The organism is Pseudomonas cuatrocienegasensis, assembly GCF_900110925.1.
GTDB classification, from domain to species: Bacteria; Pseudomonadota; Gammaproteobacteria; order Pseudomonadales; family Pseudomonadaceae; genus Aquipseudomonas; species Aquipseudomonas cuatrocienegasensis.
This window is the reverse complement of record NZ_FOFP01000007.1, coordinates 1-21,719: the sequence shown is the minus strand read 5'-3', so window position 1 is coordinate 21,719 and position 21,719 is coordinate 1. Positions and strand designations below refer to the sequence as shown.

14 protein-coding genes and 1 pseudogene are annotated in these 21,719 nt (G+C 63.0%); 6 read left to right on the top strand and 9 right to left on the bottom strand.

The features are described from left to right. Nucleotides 1-48: 48 nt before the first annotated feature. The 4 genes from urtD to urtA all read right to left on the bottom strand — a co-directional run bounded on the left by urtD (nt 49) and on the right by urtA (nt 4,456). The gene (gene urtD, locus BMW49_RS11275) at nt 49-810 is read right to left on the bottom strand and encodes an urea ABC transporter ATP-binding protein UrtD (protein ID WP_069520468.1); all 762 of its coding nucleotides are present in this window, start codon (nt 808-810) and stop codon (nt 49-51) included. After that, a complete protein-coding gene (gene urtC / locus BMW49_RS11270; RefSeq protein WP_069520470.1) occupies nt 807-1,979 on the bottom strand; it encodes an urea ABC transporter permease subunit UrtC in 1,173 nt (390 codons plus the stop codon). Before urtC ends, urtD begins: the two co-directional genes overlap by 4 nt. 142 nt (nt 1,980-2,121) lie before the next feature. Next, complete coding sequence (urtB, locus tag BMW49_RS11265) at nt 2,122-3,039, bottom strand: urea ABC transporter permease subunit UrtB (protein ID WP_069520472.1); 918 nt, start codon at nt 3,037-3,039, stop codon at nt 2,122-2,124. Nucleotides 3,040-3,220: 181 nt separating this feature from the next. Beyond that, entirely contained in the window at nt 3,221-4,456 is a 1,236-nt protein-coding gene (urtA, locus tag BMW49_RS11260; protein WP_069520474.1) for an urea ABC transporter substrate-binding protein, read from the bottom strand. A gap of 304 nt (nt 4,457-4,760) precedes the next feature. Between urtA and BMW49_RS11255 the strand changes: the two genes are divergently transcribed. The 3 genes from BMW49_RS11255 to cra all read left to right on the top strand — a co-directional run bounded on the left by BMW49_RS11255 (nt 4,761) and on the right by cra (nt 10,116). Then, nucleotides 4,761-8,156 (top strand): ATP-binding protein, encoded by a 3,396-nt coding sequence (locus BMW49_RS11255; RefSeq protein WP_069520483.1) that lies wholly within the window; start codon nt 4,761-4,763, stop codon nt 8,154-8,156. After that, complete coding sequence (locus BMW49_RS11250) at nt 8,131-8,829, top strand: response regulator (RefSeq protein ID WP_069520485.1); 699 nt, start codon at nt 8,131-8,133, stop codon at nt 8,827-8,829. The genes BMW49_RS11255 and BMW49_RS11250 overlap by 26 nt, the downstream gene beginning before the upstream one ends. 300 nt (nt 8,830-9,129) lie before the next feature. Further along, nucleotides 9,130-10,116 (top strand): catabolite repressor/activator, encoded by a 987-nt coding sequence (gene cra, locus BMW49_RS11245; RefSeq protein ID WP_069520487.1) that lies wholly within the window; start codon nt 9,130-9,132, stop codon nt 10,114-10,116. Between the two features lie 216 nt (nt 10,117-10,332). On the opposite strand, the gene BMW49_RS11240 is transcribed toward cra, so the two are convergent. Then, a complete protein-coding gene (locus BMW49_RS11240; RefSeq protein ID WP_069520491.1) occupies nt 10,333-12,387 on the bottom strand; it encodes an AsmA family protein in 2,055 nt (684 codons plus the stop codon). Between the two features lie 120 nt (nt 12,388-12,507). Between BMW49_RS11240 and BMW49_RS11235 the strand changes: the two genes are divergently transcribed. Beyond that, entirely contained in the window at nt 12,508-13,293 is a 786-nt protein-coding gene (locus tag BMW49_RS11235) for a TatD family hydrolase (protein WP_069520493.1), read from the top strand. A 160-nt stretch (nt 13,294-13,453) separates the two neighbouring features. On the opposite strand, the gene BMW49_RS25780 is transcribed toward BMW49_RS11235, so the two are convergent. The 4 genes from BMW49_RS25780 to BMW49_RS11215 form a co-directional block, all read right to left on the bottom strand. Further along, entirely contained in the window at nt 13,454-15,484 is a 2,031-nt protein-coding gene (locus tag BMW49_RS25780; RefSeq protein ID WP_069520494.1) for a methyl-accepting chemotaxis protein, read from the bottom strand. Between the two features lie 328 nt (nt 15,485-15,812). Next, nucleotides 15,813-16,649 (bottom strand): regulatory signaling modulator protein AmpE, encoded by an 837-nt coding sequence (gene ampE / locus BMW49_RS11225; protein WP_069520495.1) that lies wholly within the window; start codon nt 16,647-16,649, stop codon nt 15,813-15,815. Further along, the gene (ampD, locus tag BMW49_RS11220; RefSeq protein ID WP_069520500.1) at nt 16,646-17,209 is read right to left on the bottom strand and encodes a 1,6-anhydro-N-acetylmuramyl-L-alanine amidase AmpD; all 564 of its coding nucleotides are present in this window, start codon (nt 17,207-17,209) and stop codon (nt 16,646-16,648) included. The genes ampE and ampD overlap by 4 nt, the downstream gene beginning before the upstream one ends. A 781-nt stretch (nt 17,210-17,990) precedes the next feature. Further along, nucleotides 17,991-20,288: a DUF1631 domain-containing protein gene (locus BMW49_RS11215; RefSeq protein WP_069520502.1), complete on the bottom strand. Its 2,298-nt coding sequence runs from the start codon at nt 20,286-20,288 to the stop codon at nt 17,991-17,993. A gap of 373 nt (nt 20,289-20,661) precedes the next feature. Between BMW49_RS11215 and nadC the strand changes: the two genes are divergently transcribed. Further along, nucleotides 20,662-21,510 carry a carboxylating nicotinate-nucleotide diphosphorylase gene (gene nadC / locus BMW49_RS11210; protein ID WP_069520504.1) on the top strand — a complete coding sequence of 283 codons (849 nt, stop codon included), beginning with the start codon at nt 20,662-20,664 and terminating at the stop codon, nt 21,508-21,510. A gap of 75 nt (nt 21,511-21,585) precedes the next feature. Next, a pseudogene (locus BMW49_RS24525) lies at nt 21,586-21,719 on the top strand (IS5/IS1182 family transposase); the annotation flags it as partial.

Here is a 21,719-nt window from a genome sequence, read left to right as displayed (position 1 = left end):
CCGTAGGGTGCGCCACGATGCATAGCCATGGCGCACCCTGCGGGCGGGTCAATGCCCCAGGTACACCTCGATCACCTTCGGGTTGCTCTGCACCGCCTCCATGCTGCCCTCGGCCAGCACCTTGCCCTGGTGCAGCACCGTGACCTTGTGCGCGATGCTTTTGACGAACTCCATGTCGTGCTCGATGACCAGCACCGAGCGCCCCTGGCTGATGCGTTTGAGCAGCTCGGCGGTCTGCGCCCGCTCGTTGACGCTCATGCCGGCCACCGGCTCGTCGAGCATCAGCAGGGCTGGGTCCTGCATCAGCAGCATGCCGATCTCCAGCCACTGCTTCTGCCCGTGGGACAGCAGGTCGGCCTGCAGGTAGAGGTTGTCGGTAAGCATGATCTCCGCGGCGATCTGCTCGACCCGCTCAATCACCTCAGCGCTGCGCTTGAAGAACAGCGCGCCGAACACCGTGCGGCCTTTGGGGTAGGACATTTCCAGGTTCTCGAACACCGTGAGGTTTTCGTAGATCGAAGGGTTCTGGAACTTGCGCCCGACGCCGGCACGGACGATGTCGAACTCGCGCATCTTGGTCAGCTCGCGATTCTCGAACTGGATGCTGCCGGCGGTGGCCTTGGTCTTGCCGCAGATCAGGTCGAGCACCGTGGTCTTGCCGGCGCCGTTAGGGCCGATCACCACCCGCACTTCGTTGCGGTCGATATACAGGTTGAGGTCATCCACCGCCTTGAAGCCGTCGAAGGACACGGTCAGGCCTTCGATAGCCAGCACCGGCTTGGGCATTTTGAAGCCGCTGGGCTGGCTCATGGCGTGCTCTCCAGTTCACGGGGTTGGCTGTTGGGCGCAGGCACTGTGGCCACCGGCACAGGCTTGGCAGGTGTCGCGGATTGGCGCTTGAGTTTGCCCAGCCATTTACGCCCGTGGCTCTCCCACAGGCCGGCGATGCCGTTGGGGAAGTACATGACCACGGCGATAAATAGCCCGCCCATCAGGTACAGCCACAGCTCGGGGAAGGTTTCGGAAAAGTAGGTCTTGCCATAGTTGACCAGCAGCGCGCCGTACACCGCGCCGAGCAGCGACATACGCCCGCCGACGGCAGCGAAGATCACCATCTCGATCGACGGCACGATGCCGACGAAGCTCGGCGACATAAAGCCCACCTGCAGCGCAAACATCGCCCCGCCGATGGCGGAAAACGCCGCCGCCACGCAGAACACGAAGATCTTGAAACTGGCCACGTCGTAGCCGGAGAAACGCACCCGCTCTTCCTTGTCACGCATGGCCATCAGCAGGCGGCCGAGTTTGGAGGCGAGGATAAAGCGGCCAATCAGGATGCAGCCGAACAGCAGGAAGGCGTTGATAAAGTAGAGGATCAGCTTCGAGCTGTCGTCGCGGATATCCCAGCCCATCAGGGTTTTCAGGTCAGTGATGCCGTTGACCCCACCGGTCAGGCCTTGCTGTCCGATGATCAGCACGGTGAGGATCAGCGCAATCGCCTGGGTGACGATGGAGAAGTACACGTCACCGACGCGGCGTTTGAACATCGCCACACCAATCACCAACGCCAGGATCACCGGCACCGCAATCACCGCCAGCAGGGTGAAACCGAAGCTGTGGAACGGCTGCCAGAGCAGCGGCAGTTCGGTGATCTGGTTCCAGTCCATAAAGTCCGGAATGCCGGGGGTGGACTGGATCTTGGTGCTTTCCGGGTCGCTGGCTTCGAGCTTGAGAAACATCGCCATGCAGTAGCCGCCAAGGCCGAAGAACACGCCCTGGCCGAGGCTGAGAATGCCGCCGTAGCCCCAGCAGAGCACCAGGCCCACCGCGACGAAGGCGTAGGTCAGGTACTTGCCGACCATATTCAGGCGAAAGGCATCCAGCGCCAGGGGGAACACCACCAGGATCAATGTGGCCAGCACCGCCAGGCCGATGGCGCCCTGCTTGCCGCCGAGAAACTTATCGAGTGTCGGGTTCATGGTTTAGTGCCCTCGATGGCGGATTGGGGTTGATGGGTCGCGGCTAAAGCCCCTCCTACAGGGATTGCCATGCGCCTTGTGGGAGGGGCTTCAGCCGCGACTCCACACCCAGCGACAGCGCTGTGCATCACTGCCCAGCCACTCATTTGCGCACCTTGATCGAGAACAGCCCTTGCGGACGCAGCATCAGAATCAGGATCACCGCCGAGAGGGTGAAGACCTTGGCCATCGAACCGCTCATAAAGAACTCCATCAGCGACTGCGCCTGGGCAATGCTGAAGGCCGAGGCGATGGTGCCGAGCAGGCTTGAGGCGCCGCCGAAGACCACCACCAGGAAGGTGTCGACGATATACAGCGAGCCAGCCGTTGGCCCGGTGGAACCGATGGTGGTAAACGCGGCGCCCGCCACCCCGGCCACCCCGCAGCCAAGGGCGAAGGTCATGCGATCGACCCGCTTGGTGTTGATCCCCACGGCGCGGCTCATCACCCGATTCTGCACCGTAGCGCGCACCTGCAAGCCCCAGCGCGAGCGGTAGAGCATAAGGAAGATCATCCCAGTCATCAGTACGGTCAGGCCCATAACGAACAGGCCGTTACGCGGAATATCGATGGCCTCGGTGGGGTTCCACGAGCCCATCAGCCACTCCGGCAGCGTGGCGCTGACCTCCCGCGCGCCGAAGATCGAACGGAACGCCTGCTGCATCACCAGCGACAGGCCCCAGGTGGCCAGCAGGGTGTCCAGCGGGCGCTGGTAGAGCTTGCTGATCATCGCCCACTCGACCAGCCAGCCAATCGCGCCGGCGATAAAAAACGACAGCACGATGGCGAGAAAAAAATAGTACGGGCCGAAAAACGCCGCGTATTGCTCGGTCAATACCGAGACCACGTAGGTGGTGTAGGCGCCGATGGTGAGAAACTCACCGTGGGCCATATTGATCACGCCCATCTGCCCGAAGATGATCGCCAGCCCAAGGGCCATCAGCAGCAGGACGCAGAACACGGACAAACCGTTAAAGCCCTGCATGGCCGCGATGGCACCAAATTCCGATAGCCATTCCATGTTGAGGGTCTCCAGAAGGAAAGAGAAAGCGATGCCCGAGTTAGCCGTTGCACCCGTGTAGGAGCGAATTCATTCGCGAATAAAGCGCAACGCGCCCATCCGCTCCTACACAAGCAAAACCCGCGGCTACATCAGCCCCGTAGGCGTCGGCTTACCGGCCCCTACAGGGTGTCGTTCGCGCTTATTGGTAGCCCTTCGGAAACGGATTCGGCTCGATCAGGTCGGACTCGAACACCACCTTGAACTGACCATCCTTCTGCACTTCACCGATGCGCGTCTTGCTCCACAGGTGATGGTTGTCGTGCACTTTCACGTAGCCTTCTGGCGCGGTGGTCAGCTCGATGCCTGGGGAAGCAGCCGCTACTTTGTCGACGTCGAAGCTGCCGGCTTTTTCCACAGCGGCTTTCCACAACCAGGGGCCGAGGTAGGCGGCCTGGGTCACGTCGCCGATCACCGAATCCTTGCCGAACTTGGCCTTGAAGGCTTCGACGAAGGCGGCGTTGTTCGGGTTATCCAGGCTCTGGAAGTACTTCATGGAGGCGTAGAAACCTTCCATGTTCTCGCCGCCAATGCCCAGCAGCTCGTCCTCGGTTACCGACAGGGTCAGCAGGGTCTGCTTGGCGCTGGTGACGCCGGCGGCTTTCATCTGCTTGTAGAAGGCCACGTTGGAGCCGCCAACCACGGCGGTGAAGACCACATCAGGCTTCTTCAGCTTGACCTTGTTGATCAGCGAGCCGAACTGGGTGTTGCCCAGCGGGTAGTACTCTTCACCCACCACTTCGCCGCCGAGCACGTTTTCGATGTGCTTGCGGGCGATCTTCATCGAGGTGCGCGGCCAGATGTAGTCCGAGCCGATCAGGTAGAAGGTCTTGGCGCCCTTCTCCTTGGCGATCCAGTCGAGGCCGGCAAGGATCTGCTGGGTGGCTTCCTGGCCGGTGTAGATGACGTTCTTCGACTGCTCCAGGCCCTCGTAGAAGGTCGGGTAGTAGAGCAAGCCGTTTTCCTTCTCGAACACCGGCAGTACGGCCTTGCGTGAGGCCGAGGTCCAGCAGCCGAACACCGCGGCGACCTTGTCGCCGACCAGCAGCTTCTTGGCTTTTTCCGCGAAGGTCGGCCAGTCGGAGGCGCCGTCTTCCTGAATGATCTTGATCTGCCGGCCGAGGATGCCGCCGCTGGCGTTGATCTGCTCGATGGCCAGGCGCTCGGCCTGGATCGAACCGGTTTCGGAAATGGCCATGGTGCCGGTGGCCGAGTGCAACTGGCCGACGGTCACTTCGGTATCGGTCACGGCCAGGCCGGTGGTATTGGCCTCATCGGCCAGAGCCATCTGGCTGAACACACTCGCCGCCAGCAGCGAGAGGGCCGCCGCGCCCAAGGCGAGTCGGCGGGGGAGAAAACGACTCGGTCGTGAATCCATGATCATGCTCCTCTGGGTGGTTTTCCTCCCTGGCTCGCCTTGCGGGTACCAGTTCGGTTCGCCACCAGCATGCGTTTGCCTGCGCCGTCGGCGGTATACGCAGCATGACGTAACGGCATACGTCATCTGACGTAGAGCCGCGCGCGCGGCGCTGGTGCAAGCTGGGCACCGCGCAGGAGGCCAGATAGAAGTCCACGCGCGCGTTAGAGCCGCTGCGCTGCGGGGCATGGAAGTTGCAATCGCAGAGCCCACCAGGAACGCCGGGACGCGTCCACAGGCCAGCCTTTCAGCCAGGAACCCGACCGTGCAACCGACCGGCACCCAGCGCATCGTCAAGATCCGCCGCGACTACAACTCCTGGGTCGCCGACGAGACCATGGAAGACTACGCCCTGCGCTTCACCCCGCGCGCGTTTCGCAAATGGTCGGAGCTGCGCATCGCCAACACCGCCCTGGGCGCGGTGTCGTTCCTCGCCCTGGAGGCCATCGGTGGCGCCCTGGCCCTGAGTTACGGCTTCACCAACACGCTCTGGGCCGTACTCGCGGTGGCCCTGGTGATTTTCCTCACCGGTTTGCCGATCAGCTACTACGCCGCGCGCTACGGCGTGGACATGGACCTGCTGACCCGCGGCGCCGGCTTCGGCTATATCGGCTCGACCATCACCTCGCTGATCTACGCCAGCTTCACCTTTCTGTTCTTCGCCCTGGAAGCGGCGATCATGGCCCTGGCCCTGGAGCTGTACTTCAATATCCCGCTGGCGCTGGCCTATGTGATCTGCTCGGTGATCGTCATCCCCCTGGTGGCCTACGGCATCACCCTGATCAACCGCCTGCAGATGTGGAGCCAGCCGCTGTGGCTGTTTCTGCTATTTCTGCCCTACATCTTCATCATCAGCAAAAACCCGGAATCCTTCAGCGACTGGACCAGCTTTGCCGGGCGCGAGGGCGAAGGCGGCACCTTCAACCTGCTGTATTTCGGTGCGGCCTGCACCGTGGGCCTGGCGCTGGTCACGCAGATTGGCGAGCAGGTCGATTACCTGCGTTTTCTGCCGGAAAAGACCCGCCACAACCGCACCCGCTGGTGGGCCGCGCTGCTGATGGCCGGGCCGGGCTGGATCATCCCCGGCGCGCTGAAAATGCTCGCCGGCGCCTTTCTGGCCTTTCTCGCCCTGCAGCATGAAATCCCCATGGAGCGCGCCGCCGAGCCCACGCAGATGTACCTGGTGGCGTTCAACTACGTGTTCAGCTCGCCGGAGTGGGCGCTGGCGGCCATGGTGCTGTTCGTCATCGTCTCGCAGATCAAGATCAACCTGACTAACGCCTACGCCGGCTCCCTGGCCTGGTCGAACTTCTTCGCCCGCGTCACCCACAGCCACCCCGGCCGTGTGGTCTGGCTGGTGTTCAACGTGGCCATCGCGCTGATGCTGATGGAGCTGGGGGTGTTCCAGGCCATCGAGGAAGTGCTCGGCCTGTACGCCAATATCGCCATCGCCTGGATCGGTGCGGTGGTCGCCGACCTGGTGATCAACAAGCCCCTGGGCCTGTCGCCCAAGCACATCGAGTTCAAGCGCGCGCACCTCTACGACATCAACCCGGTCGGCGTCGGCGCCATGCTGATCGCCTCCCTGCTGTCGATCCTCGCCCACGGCGGCCTGTTCGGCGCCCTGGCCCAGGCCGCCTCGCCGGTCGTCGCCCTCGGCTCGGCCCTGCTGTGCGCCCCACTGATCGCCTGGTTGACTGGCGGGCGCTACTACCTCGCGCGCAGCAGCGACCCCTTGTTGCTCTACCCGCTCGGGGTCACCAGCACCGTTCAGTGCGGCCTGTGCAGCAACGCGTTCGAGAGCGAAGACATGGCCTTCTGCCCGGCCTACAGCACACCGATCTGCTCGCTGTGCTGCTCCCTCGACGCGCGCTGCGGCGATGCCTGCAAACCCCGCGCGCGCATCTCCGAGCAGCTCGACGACTTTATTCGCTGGCTGTTTCCCAAGGTTTCCATCCCCCGCCTGCACAGCCGCCTGGCGCAATACCTGGGCCTGCTGACGGTCCTGGTGCTACTGCTGCTGGGCGCCCTGGCGCTGATCTACAGCCAGGTCTCCCAGGGCCTGGTGGCGCAGTCGGCAGAGGCACAAGAGACGCTCTACCTGGCGTTTCTCAAGGCCTTTCTGACGCTCTCGCTGTTCGCCGCGATCCTTGCCTGGTGGGTGGTGCTGACCCGCGAAAGCCGACGCGTGGCCCAGGAGGAATCCGACCGCCAGACGCAGTTGCTGATGCAGGAAATCGAAGCCCACCGCAAAACCGACGAGGCCCTGCAAAAAGCCAAGGAAGCCAGCGAAGCCGCCAACGCGGCCAAGAGCCGCTACGTCACAGGGCTGTCCCACGAGCTGCGCACACCGCTCAATAGCATCCTCGGCTACACCCAGATTCTGCAACGCGATGCCGGCATGCCGGGGCAGCACCAGGACGCCCTGGCGACCATCTTTCGCAGCGGCTCGCATTTGCTGTCGCTGATCGACGGCCTGCTCGACGTGGCCAAGATCGAAGCCGGCAAGCTGCACCTGGAGTTCAGCGAAATCCCCTTCCCCGACTTCATCCACCAGCTCGACCGCATGTTCACCCCGCAGGCCGAAGAAAAGGGCCTGCGCTTTCGCCTGGAAACCAGCGGGCGCATGCCGGCCGTGGTCCGTGGCGACGAGAAGCGCGTGCGGCAAATCCTCATCAACCTGCTGAGCAACGCGGTGCGCTTCACCGACAGCGGCGAGGTCTGCCTGCGCGTCAGCTACCTGCGCGAAACCGCAAGCTTCGAGATCGTCGACACCGGCATCGGCATCGACCCCGAGCAGATCGAGCGGATCTTCCAGCCGTTCGAGCGCGGCGACCTGATGCGCCAGGACAACGGCGTCGGCCTGGGCCTGACCATCACCCGCATGCTCACCTCACTGATGGGCGGCGAACTCTCGGTAAACAGCGTGCAGGGCCAAGGCACGCGCTTTCAGGTGCGCCTGTTCCTCTCCGAGGTGCGTGTGCCCCAGGCGGTGGTGCACGTGGAGCACGACATCATCGGCTACCAGGGACCGCGCCGGCTGATTCTGGTGGTCGACGACCATCTCGAACACCGCCGAGTGCTCGCCGGCATGCTCGAGCCGCTGGGTTTTCAGGTGACGCAGGCGGCCAGCGGCCAGGAAGCGATTCGTCAGGTGGCGCTGCTGCACCCCGACCTGATCCTGATGGACCTGTCGATGCCGCAGATGGATGGCTGGGAAACCAGTCGGCTGATCCGCCGCAACGCCCTGTCCCAGGCGCCGATCATCGTGATATCCGCCAACGCTTTCGCCGATGACCGCGAGCGCAGCGTAGCCGCCGCCTGCAACGACTACCTGGCCAAGCCGGTACACACCCCCGAACTGCTCGAACGGATACAGAAGCAACTCAACCTGCGCTGGCTGCGCCGCCCTGCTCGCCCAGCCATCGCGCCAGCAGCCGTGGTGTTGCCGGGCGCCCAGGACCTGGACGCCCTGCGCGAACTGGCGGCCATCGGCCATGTGCGCGGCCTGCAGGACAAACTCGACGCCATTGACCGCAGCAACCCCGCCAGCGCCAGCTTTACCGGGCCGCTTCGCAGCCTGCTGAAAAGCTTCCGCCTGGATGAACTCAACCGCCAACTTGAGGAGGCCGAGCATGAACGCGCAGACCCACCCCGCTGACTACAGCCCAGGCCCCGCCGAGCGCGGGGTGATCCTGATTGTCGACGACACCCCGGACAACCTGGCGCTGTTGTCCGACGCCCTTGATGAAGTTGGCTACATGGTCCTGGTGGCGCTCGACGGCCTCAGCGCCCTGACTCGCATTCAGCGGCGGCGCCCCGACCTGATCCTGCTCGACGCCATGATGCCGGGCCTGGATGGTTTCGAGACCTGCCGGCGGATCAAGGCCGATGCCAGCACCGCCGACATCCCGGTGTTATTCATGACCGCCCTGACCGACAGCGAGCATGTGGTCGAAGGCTTCAGCGCAGGCGGCATCGACTACGTGACCAAGCCGATCAATACCGAAGAAGTGCTCGCCCGCGTCGCCTCGCACCTGCGCACCGCACGCATCCTGCAATCGGCCCGCGCCGCCAGTCAGCCAGTGGCCCTGACGCTCAACGACGAGCCGGCCTATGCCAGGCTGTCGGCACGCTTCCAGCTCACCGAGCGCGAGGTCGAAGTGCTGCGCTGGGTCGCCTGCGGCAAGACCAACCGCGACATCGGCGACATTCTCGGCCTCAGCCCGCGCACGGTAAACAAGCACCTGGAGCATGTCTTTATCAAACTCGGCGTGGAAACCCGCACCGCCGCCACCTCGGTTGCCCTCTCGGCGATGAGCGAACGCGCCTGAGCAGCGCCGGGGTTATTTCTTGGCCATGCCCAATTGGCCGTTACGACCCAGCACGCAGGCTGAAAATGCCATACACACCCCGTAGGAGCGCCGCCCCGGCGCGAGCTTTGGGACCTATCTGTGATAGCGCTGGATGGCCACTATTCGCCGCGAGGCGCGACTCCTACGAAAAACAGCGGCGCCAGCCTTTGCTTCCGGCGCGCCTCTGCCCCTGGCTGAATCGTTTCATTCACAACTGGAACCTGACCTGATAATGGGCGATCCTTGCCATCCGGTCGTCAGCCACGCTCAGGACACTCAGTGAAACTCACCGATATCGCCCGCCTGGCAAAGGTCTCCGTCACCACGGCCAGTTACGTGATCAACGGCCAGGCCGCGAAGCGACGGATCAGCGCGGCGACCGTGGCGCGGGTGATCGAAGTGGTCGAACAACACGGCTACCGCCCGGACCCACAAGCCGCCGGCCTGCGCCGCGGGCAAAGCCGCTGCCTCGGTTTTATCCTTCCGGACCTGGAAAACCCCAGCTACGCACGCCTGGCCAAACTCCTCGAACAGCGCGCCCGTGGCGCCGGTTACCAATTGCTGATCGCCAGTTCCGACGACGACCCGAACAGCGAACGGCAGTTGCTCGAGCTGTTCCGCTCGCGCCGCTGCGATGCCTTGATCGTCGCCAGTTGCCTGCCCCAGGATGACCCGGTGTACGCCGACCTGGTACGCGCCGGGGTGCCGGTGATCGCGGTCGACCGGGCCCTGGACCCGGCGCATATCCGCTCGGTGGTCAGCGATGACCGCCAGGCCGGCAGCCTACTCACCGCCAGTCTGCTCGACCCTGCCCCGCAACATATTGCGCTGCTCGGCGGACGCGCCGAACTACCGATCAGCCAGGCCCGTGAACTGGGCTTTCGTGCCGCCCTGTGCGGCTTCACCGGCCAGGTCAGCATCAGCCATGCCGAGCAGTTCAGCCGCGCCGGTGGCCGCGAACTGATGCTGCGCCTGCTCGAACAGCCCGCCGGCTTGCCCGATGCGCTGGTAACCACGGCCTACGTGCTGCTCGAAGGCGTATTCGAGGCCCTGCGCGAACGCGGTATTCCCTTGGACAACCTGCGCCTGGCGACTTTTGGCGATACCCAGTTGCTCGATTTTCTGCCGCTGCGGGTTAACGCCATCTCCCAGCAGCACAGCGAAATTGCCGACCGCGTCTTCCACTGGACCCTGCGCGCCGTGGAGCACGACGACTACCAGGCCGGCCTGGATGCCATTCCGCGTGTGCTCAAGCGTCGCCGCTAAAGCGAGCGACACGGATGAGCGGAAGATGGATTGGGGCGAGGCCCCGGTTTAGCCGCAATGTTTGCAGCGCGCTCAAAACGCATCGCGAATAAATTCGCTCCTACAAAGGGCGGCGTAGCTTTTTGTAGGAGCGAATTTATTCGCGATTGATCGTGGAGGCGTCGCAAACGTCGCGGCTAAAACGAAATACCGCCCCCCTTCCACACAGCGGCCCCGCTAACGCCCACCTCGCATCTGCTTTAACAACGGCTCGCACTGGCTGGGCTGTTTATCACTGGGCGCGACCAGGGCCAGCAAGCCGGCGGCAGGCGCCACCAAAGCCCCCAACGCCAGCATACCCGCACCACGCAAGGCCAAGGGCACAGCTTGCACACCGGCGCGCGGCTCGGCGAAAGTGCCGCGTACATACAGCGGCGAGCGCAACGAGAAGATGCGCATGCCCTTGGCATCGGGGGTCACACTGAGGTCCAGCTGCTCGCGGGCGAAATCGACCTGGCCGCCGACGCCGATCAGCGCGTTTTCGGTATCGATCGCCAGCACCCTTGGAGTCATCACGCCCTCGCGCAGCACCAAGTCCGCCGCCGCGCAGTTGATGGCTACTTCCTCATCGCCGAACAGCCGGCCAACCAGGTAGTTACCGACATTCAGGCCGGCAATCTCCATCAGGTTGCGGCTGACCCGGCCGTCATTGATCAACACCTTGACCTCGCCATCGGCACTGCCCAGCAAGGCCGCCACCGAGTTGCCACGGCCATTGAGGTGCGCATCGCCATTCAGCTCGCCGAGGGTGCTCTGCATCACCTCGACACTGGGGAACAACTGCTTGAGCTTGAAGCCACGCGCACTCATGCGCGCCTCACCGACCAGCGGTGCCTGCCGCCCATCCAGGCGAATGCGCGAGCGTAGCTGACCACCGGCCATGCCAAAACGCAGGGGTTCCAGGCTGAGCTGGCCATCGTCGAGCAGCACACGGGTGAACAGATCGGTAAACGGCAGTTTCTCGCTGTGCACGATGCGCGTACCGGTAAAGCTGACATCGGCATCCATACTGCGCCAGCGCTCGGTGGCAAAGGCTTCGACAGGCAGCACCTTGCCAGCCGGCTGACGGCTGGTCTCGCCCCGCGCCTGTTTGTCGGCATTGGAGTCGGCGCCGATCAGCGGGCCCAGGTCGGCCATGCGCAACTGCTGAGACACCAGGGTGCCGGACAGTTTCGGCCGCGGTGTACTGGCCAGGTATTCGAGGTCGCCCTGAATATCGCTCTCGCCAATCCGTCCACGGAAGTCCTGATAGCGAAAGCGCGCCCCACCCGGCTCACGCAAGTCGGCCTGCAAGCGGCCGGTGGTGGCATAGGCAGGGCTGTCGGGCAGTGCCACGCCAGTCAGGGGGTAGAGATTGCCAAGGCTGTCACCGGAGAGGCGCAGTTGCAGGTCCAGGGCGCCGAGGTTTTTCGGATCGGTCAGGGTGCCCACCACGCGCACCCGGGTCGCCCCGGCGCGCAGATCGGCCTGTAACGGGAACGGCTGCTGCGCATCTTGCAAGGCCAGCAGCCCGCCAACCTTGCCACTGCCGCTGAGGGCCTGGCCTTGGTAGCGCCCCTTGGCCTGCCAGGCAAAAGCGTAGTCCTGGGGCTGCGCGCTGGCTGTCTCTGCCACGGCCTTGGCATCTGTTGTGCCCATCAGCTCGCTAAAGGCAATAGGCGCACCCAGCGGCGTGACCTCGACCTGCACCTGGGTCTTGAGTTGCTGATCGTCATAACGCACCTGCCCGGCATCGAAGCCGATGGTGCCAATGTCGAGGGTCCAGGGGGATTCCGGCGCGTCTTCATCCTCGGCGCTGCCCAGGTCGAAGGTCCAGTTGTTGCGACCATCGGCCAGGCGCTGCAGGTCGGCGCGCGGTGCGGTCAGGTCAATCCGTGGAATCTGTACGGTCTTCCACAGCAGCGGCAACAGCGCCAGGCGCACCTCGACGCGCTCAAGGGCGACGAAGGTGTCGCCCTCAGCCCATTCGGGATTGCCCAACACCAGTTGCTCGGCACGCAGATGGGGCCACGGCAGCCAGCGCTGCCAGCCGGGCTCGTCCGGGTCGCGATGCCAGCGCACATCCAGATCGCCCTCAATCGCAAACGGCCGTGCCAGGGCCTCGGAGACTCGCGCATTGAGCGTGGGCTTGATCAGGTTCCAGTCGAACAAAACCAGAAACAGGCTCAAGGCCGCCACCGGCACCAGGATCACCGCCAGCACAGCCCCGAGCCAACGTCGTGTTCGCGTCATATCACCCTTATCCTTTCCCTAGCGCTCAAGGTGTTCGACTGCCTCAGATGGCAAAAGACTCCCCTGGCGCATTCGCAGTAAATCGTCGATGCTTTTTGCTTAGCCTTCTGCGAACCCGTCATGCACCTGATCGACACCCATACCCACCTGGATTTTCCCGACTTCGATGCCGATCGCGCCGCCGTGCTGGCGCGCAGCCGCGCCCTGGGCGTGCGCGAAATGGTGGTGCTGGGCGTGTATCGCGGCAACTGGCAGCGCCTGTGGGACCTGGTCGCAACCGACCCACAGCTCTACGCCGCGTTCGGCTTGCACCCGGTCTACCTGGCGCAGCACAGTGACGACGACCTGAATGCCCTGCGCAGCTGGCTGGAGCGCCTGCACGGGCACCCGCAACTCTGCGCGGTGGGCGAAATCGGTCTGGATTATTACCTCGAGCACCTCGACCGCGACGCGCAGCAGGCGCTGTTTGTCAGCCAGCTGCAACTGGCCCAGGCGATGGCGCTGCCGGTACTGGTCCACGTACGCCGCGCCCATGCCGCCACCATCGCCCTGCTCAAACAGCATCGCCCAGCGCGCGGCGGGATTATCCACGCCTTTGCCGGCAGCTACGAGGAAGCCCGCGAATACCTCAAGCTGGGCTTCAAACTGGGCCTGGGCGGCGCCCCTACCTGGCCCCAGGCCAATCGCTTGCGCAGCGTGGTGGCGCGCCTGCCGCTGGAGGCCATCGTGCTGGAAACCGACGCCCCGGACATGGCGCCCGCCATGCACCCCAACCAACGCAACAGCCCAGAGCATCTACCGGAGATCTGCTGCGCCCTAGCCGAGCTCTTCAACGTCCCACCCGAAACCCTGGCCGAGGCCAGCAGCCGCAACGCCTGCGAACTATTCGGTTGGAACAGCCAATAGCCATATACCTGTAGGAGCGAATTTATTCGCGATGCTTTTGGACTCGTCGACATACCGCTGAATGGCCTCTATTCGCCGCGGGGCGAGGCTCCTACTCTAAACCGCAATCAACTAGTACGAGTGTCGCGGCGCTCAACCCAGGCTACCGAGCCAAGCGCGCTCACACCCGAAACGCGCCAATCAACTGCTTGAGGCGCGAGACCAGCGCCGACAACTCGCGACTGGCCTGCTCGGTCTGGCTCGCGCCCTCGGCAGTGCGTTCACCAGCCTGGTTGATCTGCACGATGTTCTGATCGATGTCCTGAGCCACCGCGGTCTGCTGTTCAGCTGCGGCGGCGATCTGCTGGTTCTGGTCGACGATCATGCCGACCGCACCGAGGATGTTCTCCAGCGCCTGCTGCACCTTGCCGGACTCGTTGACCGTGCTGTCGGCCATCTGGTGGCTGGTGTTCATGGCTTTGACGGCAGCCCCTACGCCACCTTGCAGCCGCGCGATCATCGCCTCGATCTCGGCGGTGGACTGCTGGGTACGCTTGGCCAGGTTGCGCACCTCGTCCGCCACCACGGCAAAACCGCGACCCTGCTCGCCGGCACGCGCCGCCTCGATGGCGGCATTGAGGGCCAACAGATTGGTCTGCTCGGCGATACCCTTGATCACATCCAGCACCTGGCTGATCGAGGCACTGTCGCTGGCCAGTTGATTGATCACCACAACCGATGCGTCGATCTCACCAGCCAGGCGCTGGATGCTACCGACCTGGGTTTCCACCAGGGCGCGGCCCGCAACGGTTTCATGATTCACGCTCTGCGCACTGTTCACTGCAGCGGCAGCACTGCGCGCCACTTCCTGGGCCGTGGCGGACATCTGGTTCATGGCCGTGGCGACCTGCTCGATCTGGCTACGCTGACCGTTGACCGCCTGGTTGCTTTCCCCCGACACCATCTCGACCCGCTCAGCCTGGCGCTCGACCTCAGCCACAGTTTGGCCGACCCGCTCGATCAGGTCGTGAATCTTCTTCACCGTGGTGCTGAACACCTCCCCCAACTCGCCCAGCTCATCCTGGCTCTGTGCATGGAAGCTCAAGGTCATATCACCCGCCGCAACCTTGTCCATGACCTGGCCCAGGTGCTTGAGTGTGGTACGTGTCGATACGTAGAAACCGCCGTACAGGTAAACGATCAGCAGAAAGACCAGCACCAGCGCGCTAACCAGCAGGATCATCTGCGCACGGTTCTCCTGCAGCCGTGCCTGCAAGCGCTCATCGAGAAACGCCAGCACCGCGTCGTTGAAAGCGTAGGTCTTGGCCATGGCATCGCTGACCTCGCTGTAGAACTGGTTCCACGGCATGTCCAGGGTGTCGGCCACCACCACTTTGTCCTCGAAGAACACGGCGCTGTCCTTGAGGGTCGCCTGGCTGGCACTCGCCAACGTCTCAAGCGCCGTGCGCGCTTGCGGGCTGCTGCCAAGGGCATCCTGCAGGCTCAGGCCGTATTCGCCATGGAGTTTTTCCAGGTCCAGCAGCAGCTCATCGAACTGGGTGCTGGCCGAGGAGTTGAGAAAGCCTTGGGCCAGGGAATAGGCGCCGATCGCGCGACCTTCGCTCAATGGCGCAGTGACGCCTGGAGTAGTCACCGTCACCAGTTCGCTCATTTGCCGCACTGACCGCTCACGGTCCTGGCTCAGCCCGGCCTGACTGGCGATCAAGCGAATAAATACCTGGGAACTGCCCAGCAGCTTGTCGGCCAGGGCGATCTTGCCTTGCAGTGAGGCCTCGGCCTGCACCGCTTGCAGGCCGGCGATCATGTCGTCGCGACGGGTGATGAACTCCTCGACATGCTCGGTTTCCAGGGCTACAGGCTCGAACGCAGACAGGCGCTCGCCCAGCTCCGCGTGCAATTGGTCGATCCGGCTTTCAAGGTCACCGGCCTGCCCCGACTGGCCAATCATCGCGTTGATTTCAGTCAGGTCGGCATAGTTCTCCAGGCCACGGCGCAGCAACAAACTGCTGCCGAGCAGGTCGAGGCTGTCCAGCGCCGCCTGGGTACTGACGAATTGACGATAGGAGTCGCGCACCAGATAGAAATTGGTGACCAGCATGGGCACGAAGAAGAGCACGCTAATCAGGCTGAACTTCATCCCAAAACTGAGACGGTTCATCAGCGCGATAGCCGGATACAACACAGTCTTCACAGAGACTCTCCAGTTCTAATTATTGTTATGCGTGTGCCTGGGCGCCAAGCAAACAGCCGGAGACACGTCCACTCTGTATAGCAAGTATCGACGTGAATCTCTGTAACTTAAGGTTAAGAAGGCTCGAGGCCAGCATAGAGGGGACGGTCAGCAGACGCGTGCTGCACCAGAGATCACAGGTATCTGCAGAAACAGCGACCTTGGCGGAAAACGCTGCGCGGTTTTCCACCCTACCAAGCGGTAGCCTGGGTTGAGCGAAGCGATACCCGGGAAGCGATACCCAAGGTATTGCCGCCCTTGAATCAGGACGGCATTGCAGGAGTCCTAGCTAGAGCAGCAAGGTCCAGAGCGCAAACACGGCGTACCAGAGCACTGCCGCGCGAACCAGCAACTGCCAAAACTGGTCGAGGGTGCCGACACCTGCCTCGCCAATCACCGGTTCAGGAATCTCACTGGCCGCCCGGCCGACGCTGTAGACCAACTGAGCGGCGCCAATGTCCCAACTCAGCAACTCGTGCAACAACGCGCGGCTGACGCCGACAAAGTTGCCAACCAGGGCGAAGCTCGCCCCCAGCACTCGCGCCGGTAACCAGTCGAAGGCATGCCGCCATTGCCCGGCCTGCTCACGCAGGAGGGGATGTTGGGCGTGCTCCACGGTCAGCGCCAACAGCCGGTACGCCAGCGCAGCCAACGGCCCCAGCAGCGCGTACCAGAAGATCACCGCAAAGAAGCTCTGGTAGGCCTGCCACACCAGATGCTTCTGCACGCTCTGCAACAGCGCGGGCTCGCTCTCGGCCTCCAGGGCCAGGTCGCGTTGCGCCACCAGATAAGCAGCTTCGCTGTCGCCGCGCCGCCAGCTGTCACGGAACGGCCCCAGCGCCGCCTGCAGGTCGCCGCGCCCCAGGCTGTAGACCACCACCAGCAGATGCACCGGCAAGGCCAGCCAGCCATAAGCCAGCGGTGACAGCACCATCAACAGCAACGCCAGAACCAGCAAAGGCGCCGCCACGACCGTTAACAACGCCAACCAGGGCTGACCCTCGCCTTGGATGCGCGCCTCGGCTCGCGCCAGCAGGCGCAACCAAGGCCCGTCCTGCTGGATCACGGCACGCCAGGCAGAAAACTTCTCCACCCAGAGCACCAGCAGCAACACCAGAAAACTCATAACAGTTCACTCCTGTCGGTCAATCCGCGGCGCAATCGCAACCAGTCGAAGGCCGGCCCCGGATCGGTCTTGCGCTCGGGGGCAATATCGCAGTGCCCGCATATTCGCTCCAGCGTGATGGCCGGATGCACCCTTTGCAACTCGCCAGTCAGCGCAATCAATGCGGCATATTGCGCGTCTGTATAGGGCAACTCGTCCGTGCCTTCCAGCTCGATACCAACGGAAAAGTCATTGCAGTTATCCCGCCCGGCAAAGCAGGACACCCCAGCATGCCAGGCACGCTCCAGGGTGGAGACAAACTGGGTGACCGCGCCGTCACGCTCGATCAGAAAATGCGCCGACACTTGCAAGTGCACGATCCCGGCAAAATACGGATGCGCCTCGCCACACAACTGATTCTGGAAAAACGCCTGCACCTGCCCCGTGCCGAACTGACCGGGTGGCAGGCTGACATTGTGGATCACCAGCAGCGACACCTCAGCGTCCGGTCGCGCATTGCAATTGGGCGACGGGCAACGCTGCACACCCTGGCACCAGCCACTGTGGGAATCGAGCTGCATAAAGGCTCCTTGGACAGGCCCACACTCTAGCAGGCTGTTGAAAAACTACCTACGTGGCCATCGCGGCGTTAAAAACAGGCTCACAGCCGTAGGCTGAACGTGCTTTAGCACGGCCCCGAAGGGGTGAGCGAAGCGAATCAAATGCTCATTTACAGCTCGTAAACTCCGCTTTTTCGCCTATTTTTGCCTTGCGCTGGCTGCCTCGCCTACGTTTTTCAACGGCCTGCTAGCAGCCCGCCAGCAAGACGGGCACCCATGCGTGGGCCGACACAACCCGTAGCCTGGCTTAGCCACAGGCGTAATCCGGGGGGATGCCTTGCGGTCGAGACGTCGGATTACGCTTCGCTAATCCAACCTCCGCCCGTTATCGCGAATAAATTCGCTCCTACAATTAACAGCAGAATTGCGACGCCCGCATTTACACGCCCCCTGTAGGAGCGAATTTATTCGCGATAATCACGGCGCCAACACCATCACGAATACAACCCACCAGCTTCGCGCCCACGCATGCCCCAAACAAAAAGCCATGTCCCAAAATCGTGTTGCTACCCGTACAAGCCATCACGCAGCCCCTAGGTGAACCGCCGAACACGCGTAGGAGCCACGCCTCGGGGCGAAGCGATTGCAGCCATCCAGGGACTTCGGCGTTACCTATGGCATTCGCCGCGGGGCGCGACTCCCACAAAAGCAGCGTCGCCGTGCAACACGATTTTTGGACAAAGCCAAACAAAAACGCCGCCCCAAAGGGCGGCGTCATTGCAATATCGACGAGCGAGTAACGCTAAGCGCCCTTGATCCGGCGCAAGTTGCCGATTACCGACTCCAGCGCCCGATCGAACAACAGCGCATCGTCAAGCAGGCGAATGGCATTGCGGCGGAACTCCACAGCCAGGCCCATGCGGGTCTTTTCCAGCACCTTCATGCCAGTGCGGTTGACGAAAATGTACTTGCCAGTGGGCTTGATGATCGCCGCCAGCTTGCAACGCAGCTTGTGCTCTTCGTCTTCCTGAAACTCGACCCAGCTCCCGACACGCAGGTTATCCACCTGCAACACCGCTTCATCGTCATCGGGCAAGACGGTTTCGGGCTCTGGCGAACGGCTCTCACCCGGCGCGACCAAAACGATCTCCTCGACCACCTCAACCATGGCCGGCATATCCAGCTCTTCCTCAACCGGCGGCAGCTCGAGCAACGGCAGGCTCAGCTCGTCTGCATCGGTCGCAATCTGCTCGTCATTTGCCGGTGCCTTCTCGGCCTCTGGCACAACCCGTTTGAAGCGCTGGAAGGCCTGCACATGCAGCACCTCCAGTTGGTTGAAGAATTCACCGGTGGAGAATGGATCAAACGCAGCGCTGGCCATGCCCTCGCGCAACGACTTGAGCAAGCCTGGCACCAACTCCAGCAAACGCATGCGCGACTGCGGGTCTTCATGGGGCTCGACGCTCCACACCAAGTCATCCATGGTCGCCAATGCCGCTTCCCACTCTGGGGAATTCACACCGTGCTTGAGGCAGCAAAGCATCAGCACCTTGCTCCAGGCATCCTGCAACAGGCGCACCACCACCTCCGGCAGCGTGCGACCCAGCAGGCGCTCGTTCAGCGCATGTTCCACCTCGCGGCGGGCCAACTCGGCGCGGGCACTGCCTTCCTCGGCGTCACGGGTGCGCTGCTCAAGCAGCTCGCTACGGCGACGCTCATCGCCGGTAAATGCCAGAAAGTCGGCCAGCAGCTCGGAAAAAATCGTTGGATCATCGACAAAGTCATTGAGCAGACGCTGCACGACCTGCTCGATCTTCAGGTACAGACTGTCGCGCTGCGCCTCATCCTGGTCACCCCAACCCAATGCGGCGGAGGCGATCTCATTGAGCAGGCGACGCGCCGGATGGCTGCCACGGCTGAAAAAGGTCTTGTCGAGCACTGCGACCTTGAGCATGGGAATCTGCAGCCGACCGATCAAGGCTTTCAGCGAATCCGGCAAGGTGCGGTCATCAAGAATGAACTCGAACAGCATCGACACCAGATTGATCACATCTTCATCGACTTCCCCGACCACCCGCGCCTTACCGCTCTTGGCACTGGCGCGGCTGAGGAGCTGTTCAAGCTGCTCACGCAGGTCGAAGTCATCGCTGACCTGCACCGGCGCACGCTGCTGCATGTGCGACAGCAGGCGCATCAGGTCGTTGCTGGTAATCGGCATGGCATCGGCAGGTACATCGCGCTGCGGCACGACACTGCCGCGCGCCTGGGACAGCAACGCCTGTAGCGCACCGAACACCTCGCGCACGCCCTCATCGCCCAGTTCGCCGCCAAAGGCCTCCTGCGCGCTGGCCGTCTCGCCCGGCGAACGACCAGCCGGTGCACGAACGTTGGCGCGGCGTGGTGGAGTCGATTTCAGCTCAGGCAATACGCCGGCCTGGACCAGCGCCTGGTTGGCATCGGCATACAGTTGCCCGACGTCACCCAGTACGTATTTTTCGAATAGCTTGAGAATGATCAACTTGACGCGGATCTCCACCCCCAGGCTGCTGCAGGCCTGGAGAAAGAACCCCACCAGCGCCGCCGGACCGAGCGGGTTGCTCTTGTCATCCAGCTTCTTGCTGACCATGGCATTCAAGCGGGTGGTCAGGTGCCCAAGCGACAGGCTGTCGCGGCTCATGACCTTGGCGACCATGGCGTCCTGGGCGACCGACTCTTCCAGCTCGTCGTTCTGCACCAGCGACAGGCTGTCGTAGCTCACCGCATCGAGCGGCGCTGGCCGGCCAATTTCATATTGGTTAAGGGTGGCAAATGCCTCGAAGACATTCTGCAAGAAGCCGCGTTCGATGCTCTTGCGCTTGAGGCGCAGGTCGCGCATGGCCTCGAAGAAGGCATTCTGCTCGGCATTGCTGGTGGCCCGATCCGCCATCTCGAAGAGCGTGTCATCGGCGTTGTCGAACAACGCCTGCAGCGCTTGCTTGAGCTGCACGGCAGCCTTGTCACGCACTTGAATGAGCGCCACGGGCAGTCTTCCTACCGGCGAAGTGGGCGGGTGCTCAGAGGCCACCTTGGTTAGGTGGACCACGTTCGCATCAGTCTTCATTACGAGTCTCCTGCAGACTGCCCCTCTTGGGCGACCCGACCTGCGCAGTGATCACACCGAACGTCGTCCATAACGTCAAAGGCCTGGCGTCAACATTCATAGATTTGGGGTCATTATAGGGATGTCCAGCGGCATACCAAGCAGGCATTTCTCGCAGACATGACCCACGTCACAGATGCGCATCACTTGCTCGCTTGGCCCAATTTCTATGGACTCAGCGAGACGCTGCCGGTTCAGCCCCAACCCTTCAACCCCATAACAAGCCGACGAACGACACCTGCCTGCACAACACTCGTTTGTGCAGCATAGACGGCAACCGTACCGGCGCCCGGCCACAGCCCCTATAATCGCCGCTCTGCCCGTGGAGCCTTATATGCCCAACCTGACCCTTGCCGACCTGACCGCCGAAATCACCAGCAACGTGCGCCACGCCCTGGCCGAAGACGTCGGCAGCGGCGACCTGACCGCCCAACTGATTCCCGCCGAGCGCCTGGCCCAGGCACGCGTGATCACCCGCGACGCCGCCGTTATCTGCGGCACCGCCTGGGTCGATGGAGTATTTCGTCAGCTCGACCCGCGCGTGGCCGTGCACTGGCAGGTCGGCGATGGCGAGCGGGTGCAACCCGACCAAGTACTGTTCACCCTCGAAGGCCCGGCCCGCGCTCTGCTCACCGGCGAGCGCAGCGCCCTGAACTTCCTGCAGACCCTCTCCGGCGTGGCCACCCGCAGCCAGTTCTACGCCGACCTGGTCGCCGGCACCGCCGTGAAACTGCTCGACACCCGTAAAACCATGCCCGGCCTGCGCCTGGCACAGAAATACGCCGTCACCTGCGGTGGCTGCCACAACCACCGCATCGGCCTCTACGACGCCTTCCTGATCAAGGAAAACCACATCGCCGCCTGTGGCGGCATCGCCCAGGCCGTCACCGCCGCACGGCGCATCGCACCCGGCAAACCGGTAGAAGTAGAAGTGGAGAACCTCGAAGAACTGCACCTGGCCCTGGAGGCCGGCGCCGACATCATCATGCTCGATGAGCTGTCCCTGGACGACATGCGCCGCGCCGTCACCCTCACCGCCGGCCGCGCCAAACTCGAAGCCTCGGGCGGGGTCAACGAACACACCCTGCGCGCCATCGCCGAAACTGGTGTGGACTATGTGTCGTTAGGGACGCTGACTAAAGATGTCAAAGCGGTTGATCTGTCGATGCGGTTGGCGTTGTAACCACACTTAGGGAAACTCTGAAGAAGACTTCCTGATTTTGGCAAAATACCCGGATTCCACCCGCCGAGTTTTCCGATGAAGCAGATGACCTTTGCCGACGCCGAGTACGCAGGCAAGCGCAAGCAGACCCGCAAGGAATTGTTCCTGATCGAGATGGATCAGGTTGTGCCGTGGAAGGGTTTGATTGCCTTGATCGACCCGCATTACCC

Coding starts and splice junctions, on each gene's coding strand:
- urtD (WP_069520468.1), bottom strand. CDS start 810: ATGAGCCAGCCCAGCGGCTTCAAAATGCCCAAGCCGGTGCTGGCTATC.
- nadC (WP_069520504.1), top strand. CDS start 20,662: ATGCCCAACCTGACCCTTGCCGACCTGACCGCCGAAATCACCAGCAAC.
- BMW49_RS11215 (WP_069520502.1), bottom strand. CDS start 20,288: ATGAAGACTGATGCGAACGTGGTCCACCTAACCAAGGTGGCCTCTGAG.
- ampE (WP_069520495.1), bottom strand. CDS start 16,649: ATGAGTTTTCTGGTGTTGCTGCTGGTGCTCTGGGTGGAGAAGTTTTCT.
- BMW49_RS11235 (WP_069520493.1), top strand. CDS start 12,508: ATGCACCTGATCGACACCCATACCCACCTGGATTTTCCCGACTTCGAT.
- ampD (WP_069520500.1), bottom strand. CDS start 17,209: ATGCAGCTCGATTCCCACAGTGGCTGGTGCCAGGGTGTGCAGCGTTGC.
- urtB (WP_069520472.1), bottom strand. CDS start 3,039: ATGGAATGGCTATCGGAATTTGGTGCCATCGCGGCCATGCAGGGCTTT.
- BMW49_RS11240 (WP_069520491.1), bottom strand. CDS start 12,387: ATGACGCGAACACGACGTTGGCTCGGGGCTGTGCTGGCGGTGATCCTG.
- urtA (WP_069520474.1), bottom strand. CDS start 4,456: ATGGATTCACGACCGAGTCGTTTTCTCCCCCGCCGACTCGCCTTGGGC.
- urtC (WP_069520470.1), bottom strand. CDS start 1,979: ATGAACCCGACACTCGATAAGTTTCTCGGCGGCAAGCAGGGCGCCATC.
- BMW49_RS11250 (WP_069520485.1), top strand. CDS start 8,131: ATGAACGCGCAGACCCACCCCGCTGACTACAGCCCAGGCCCCGCCGAG.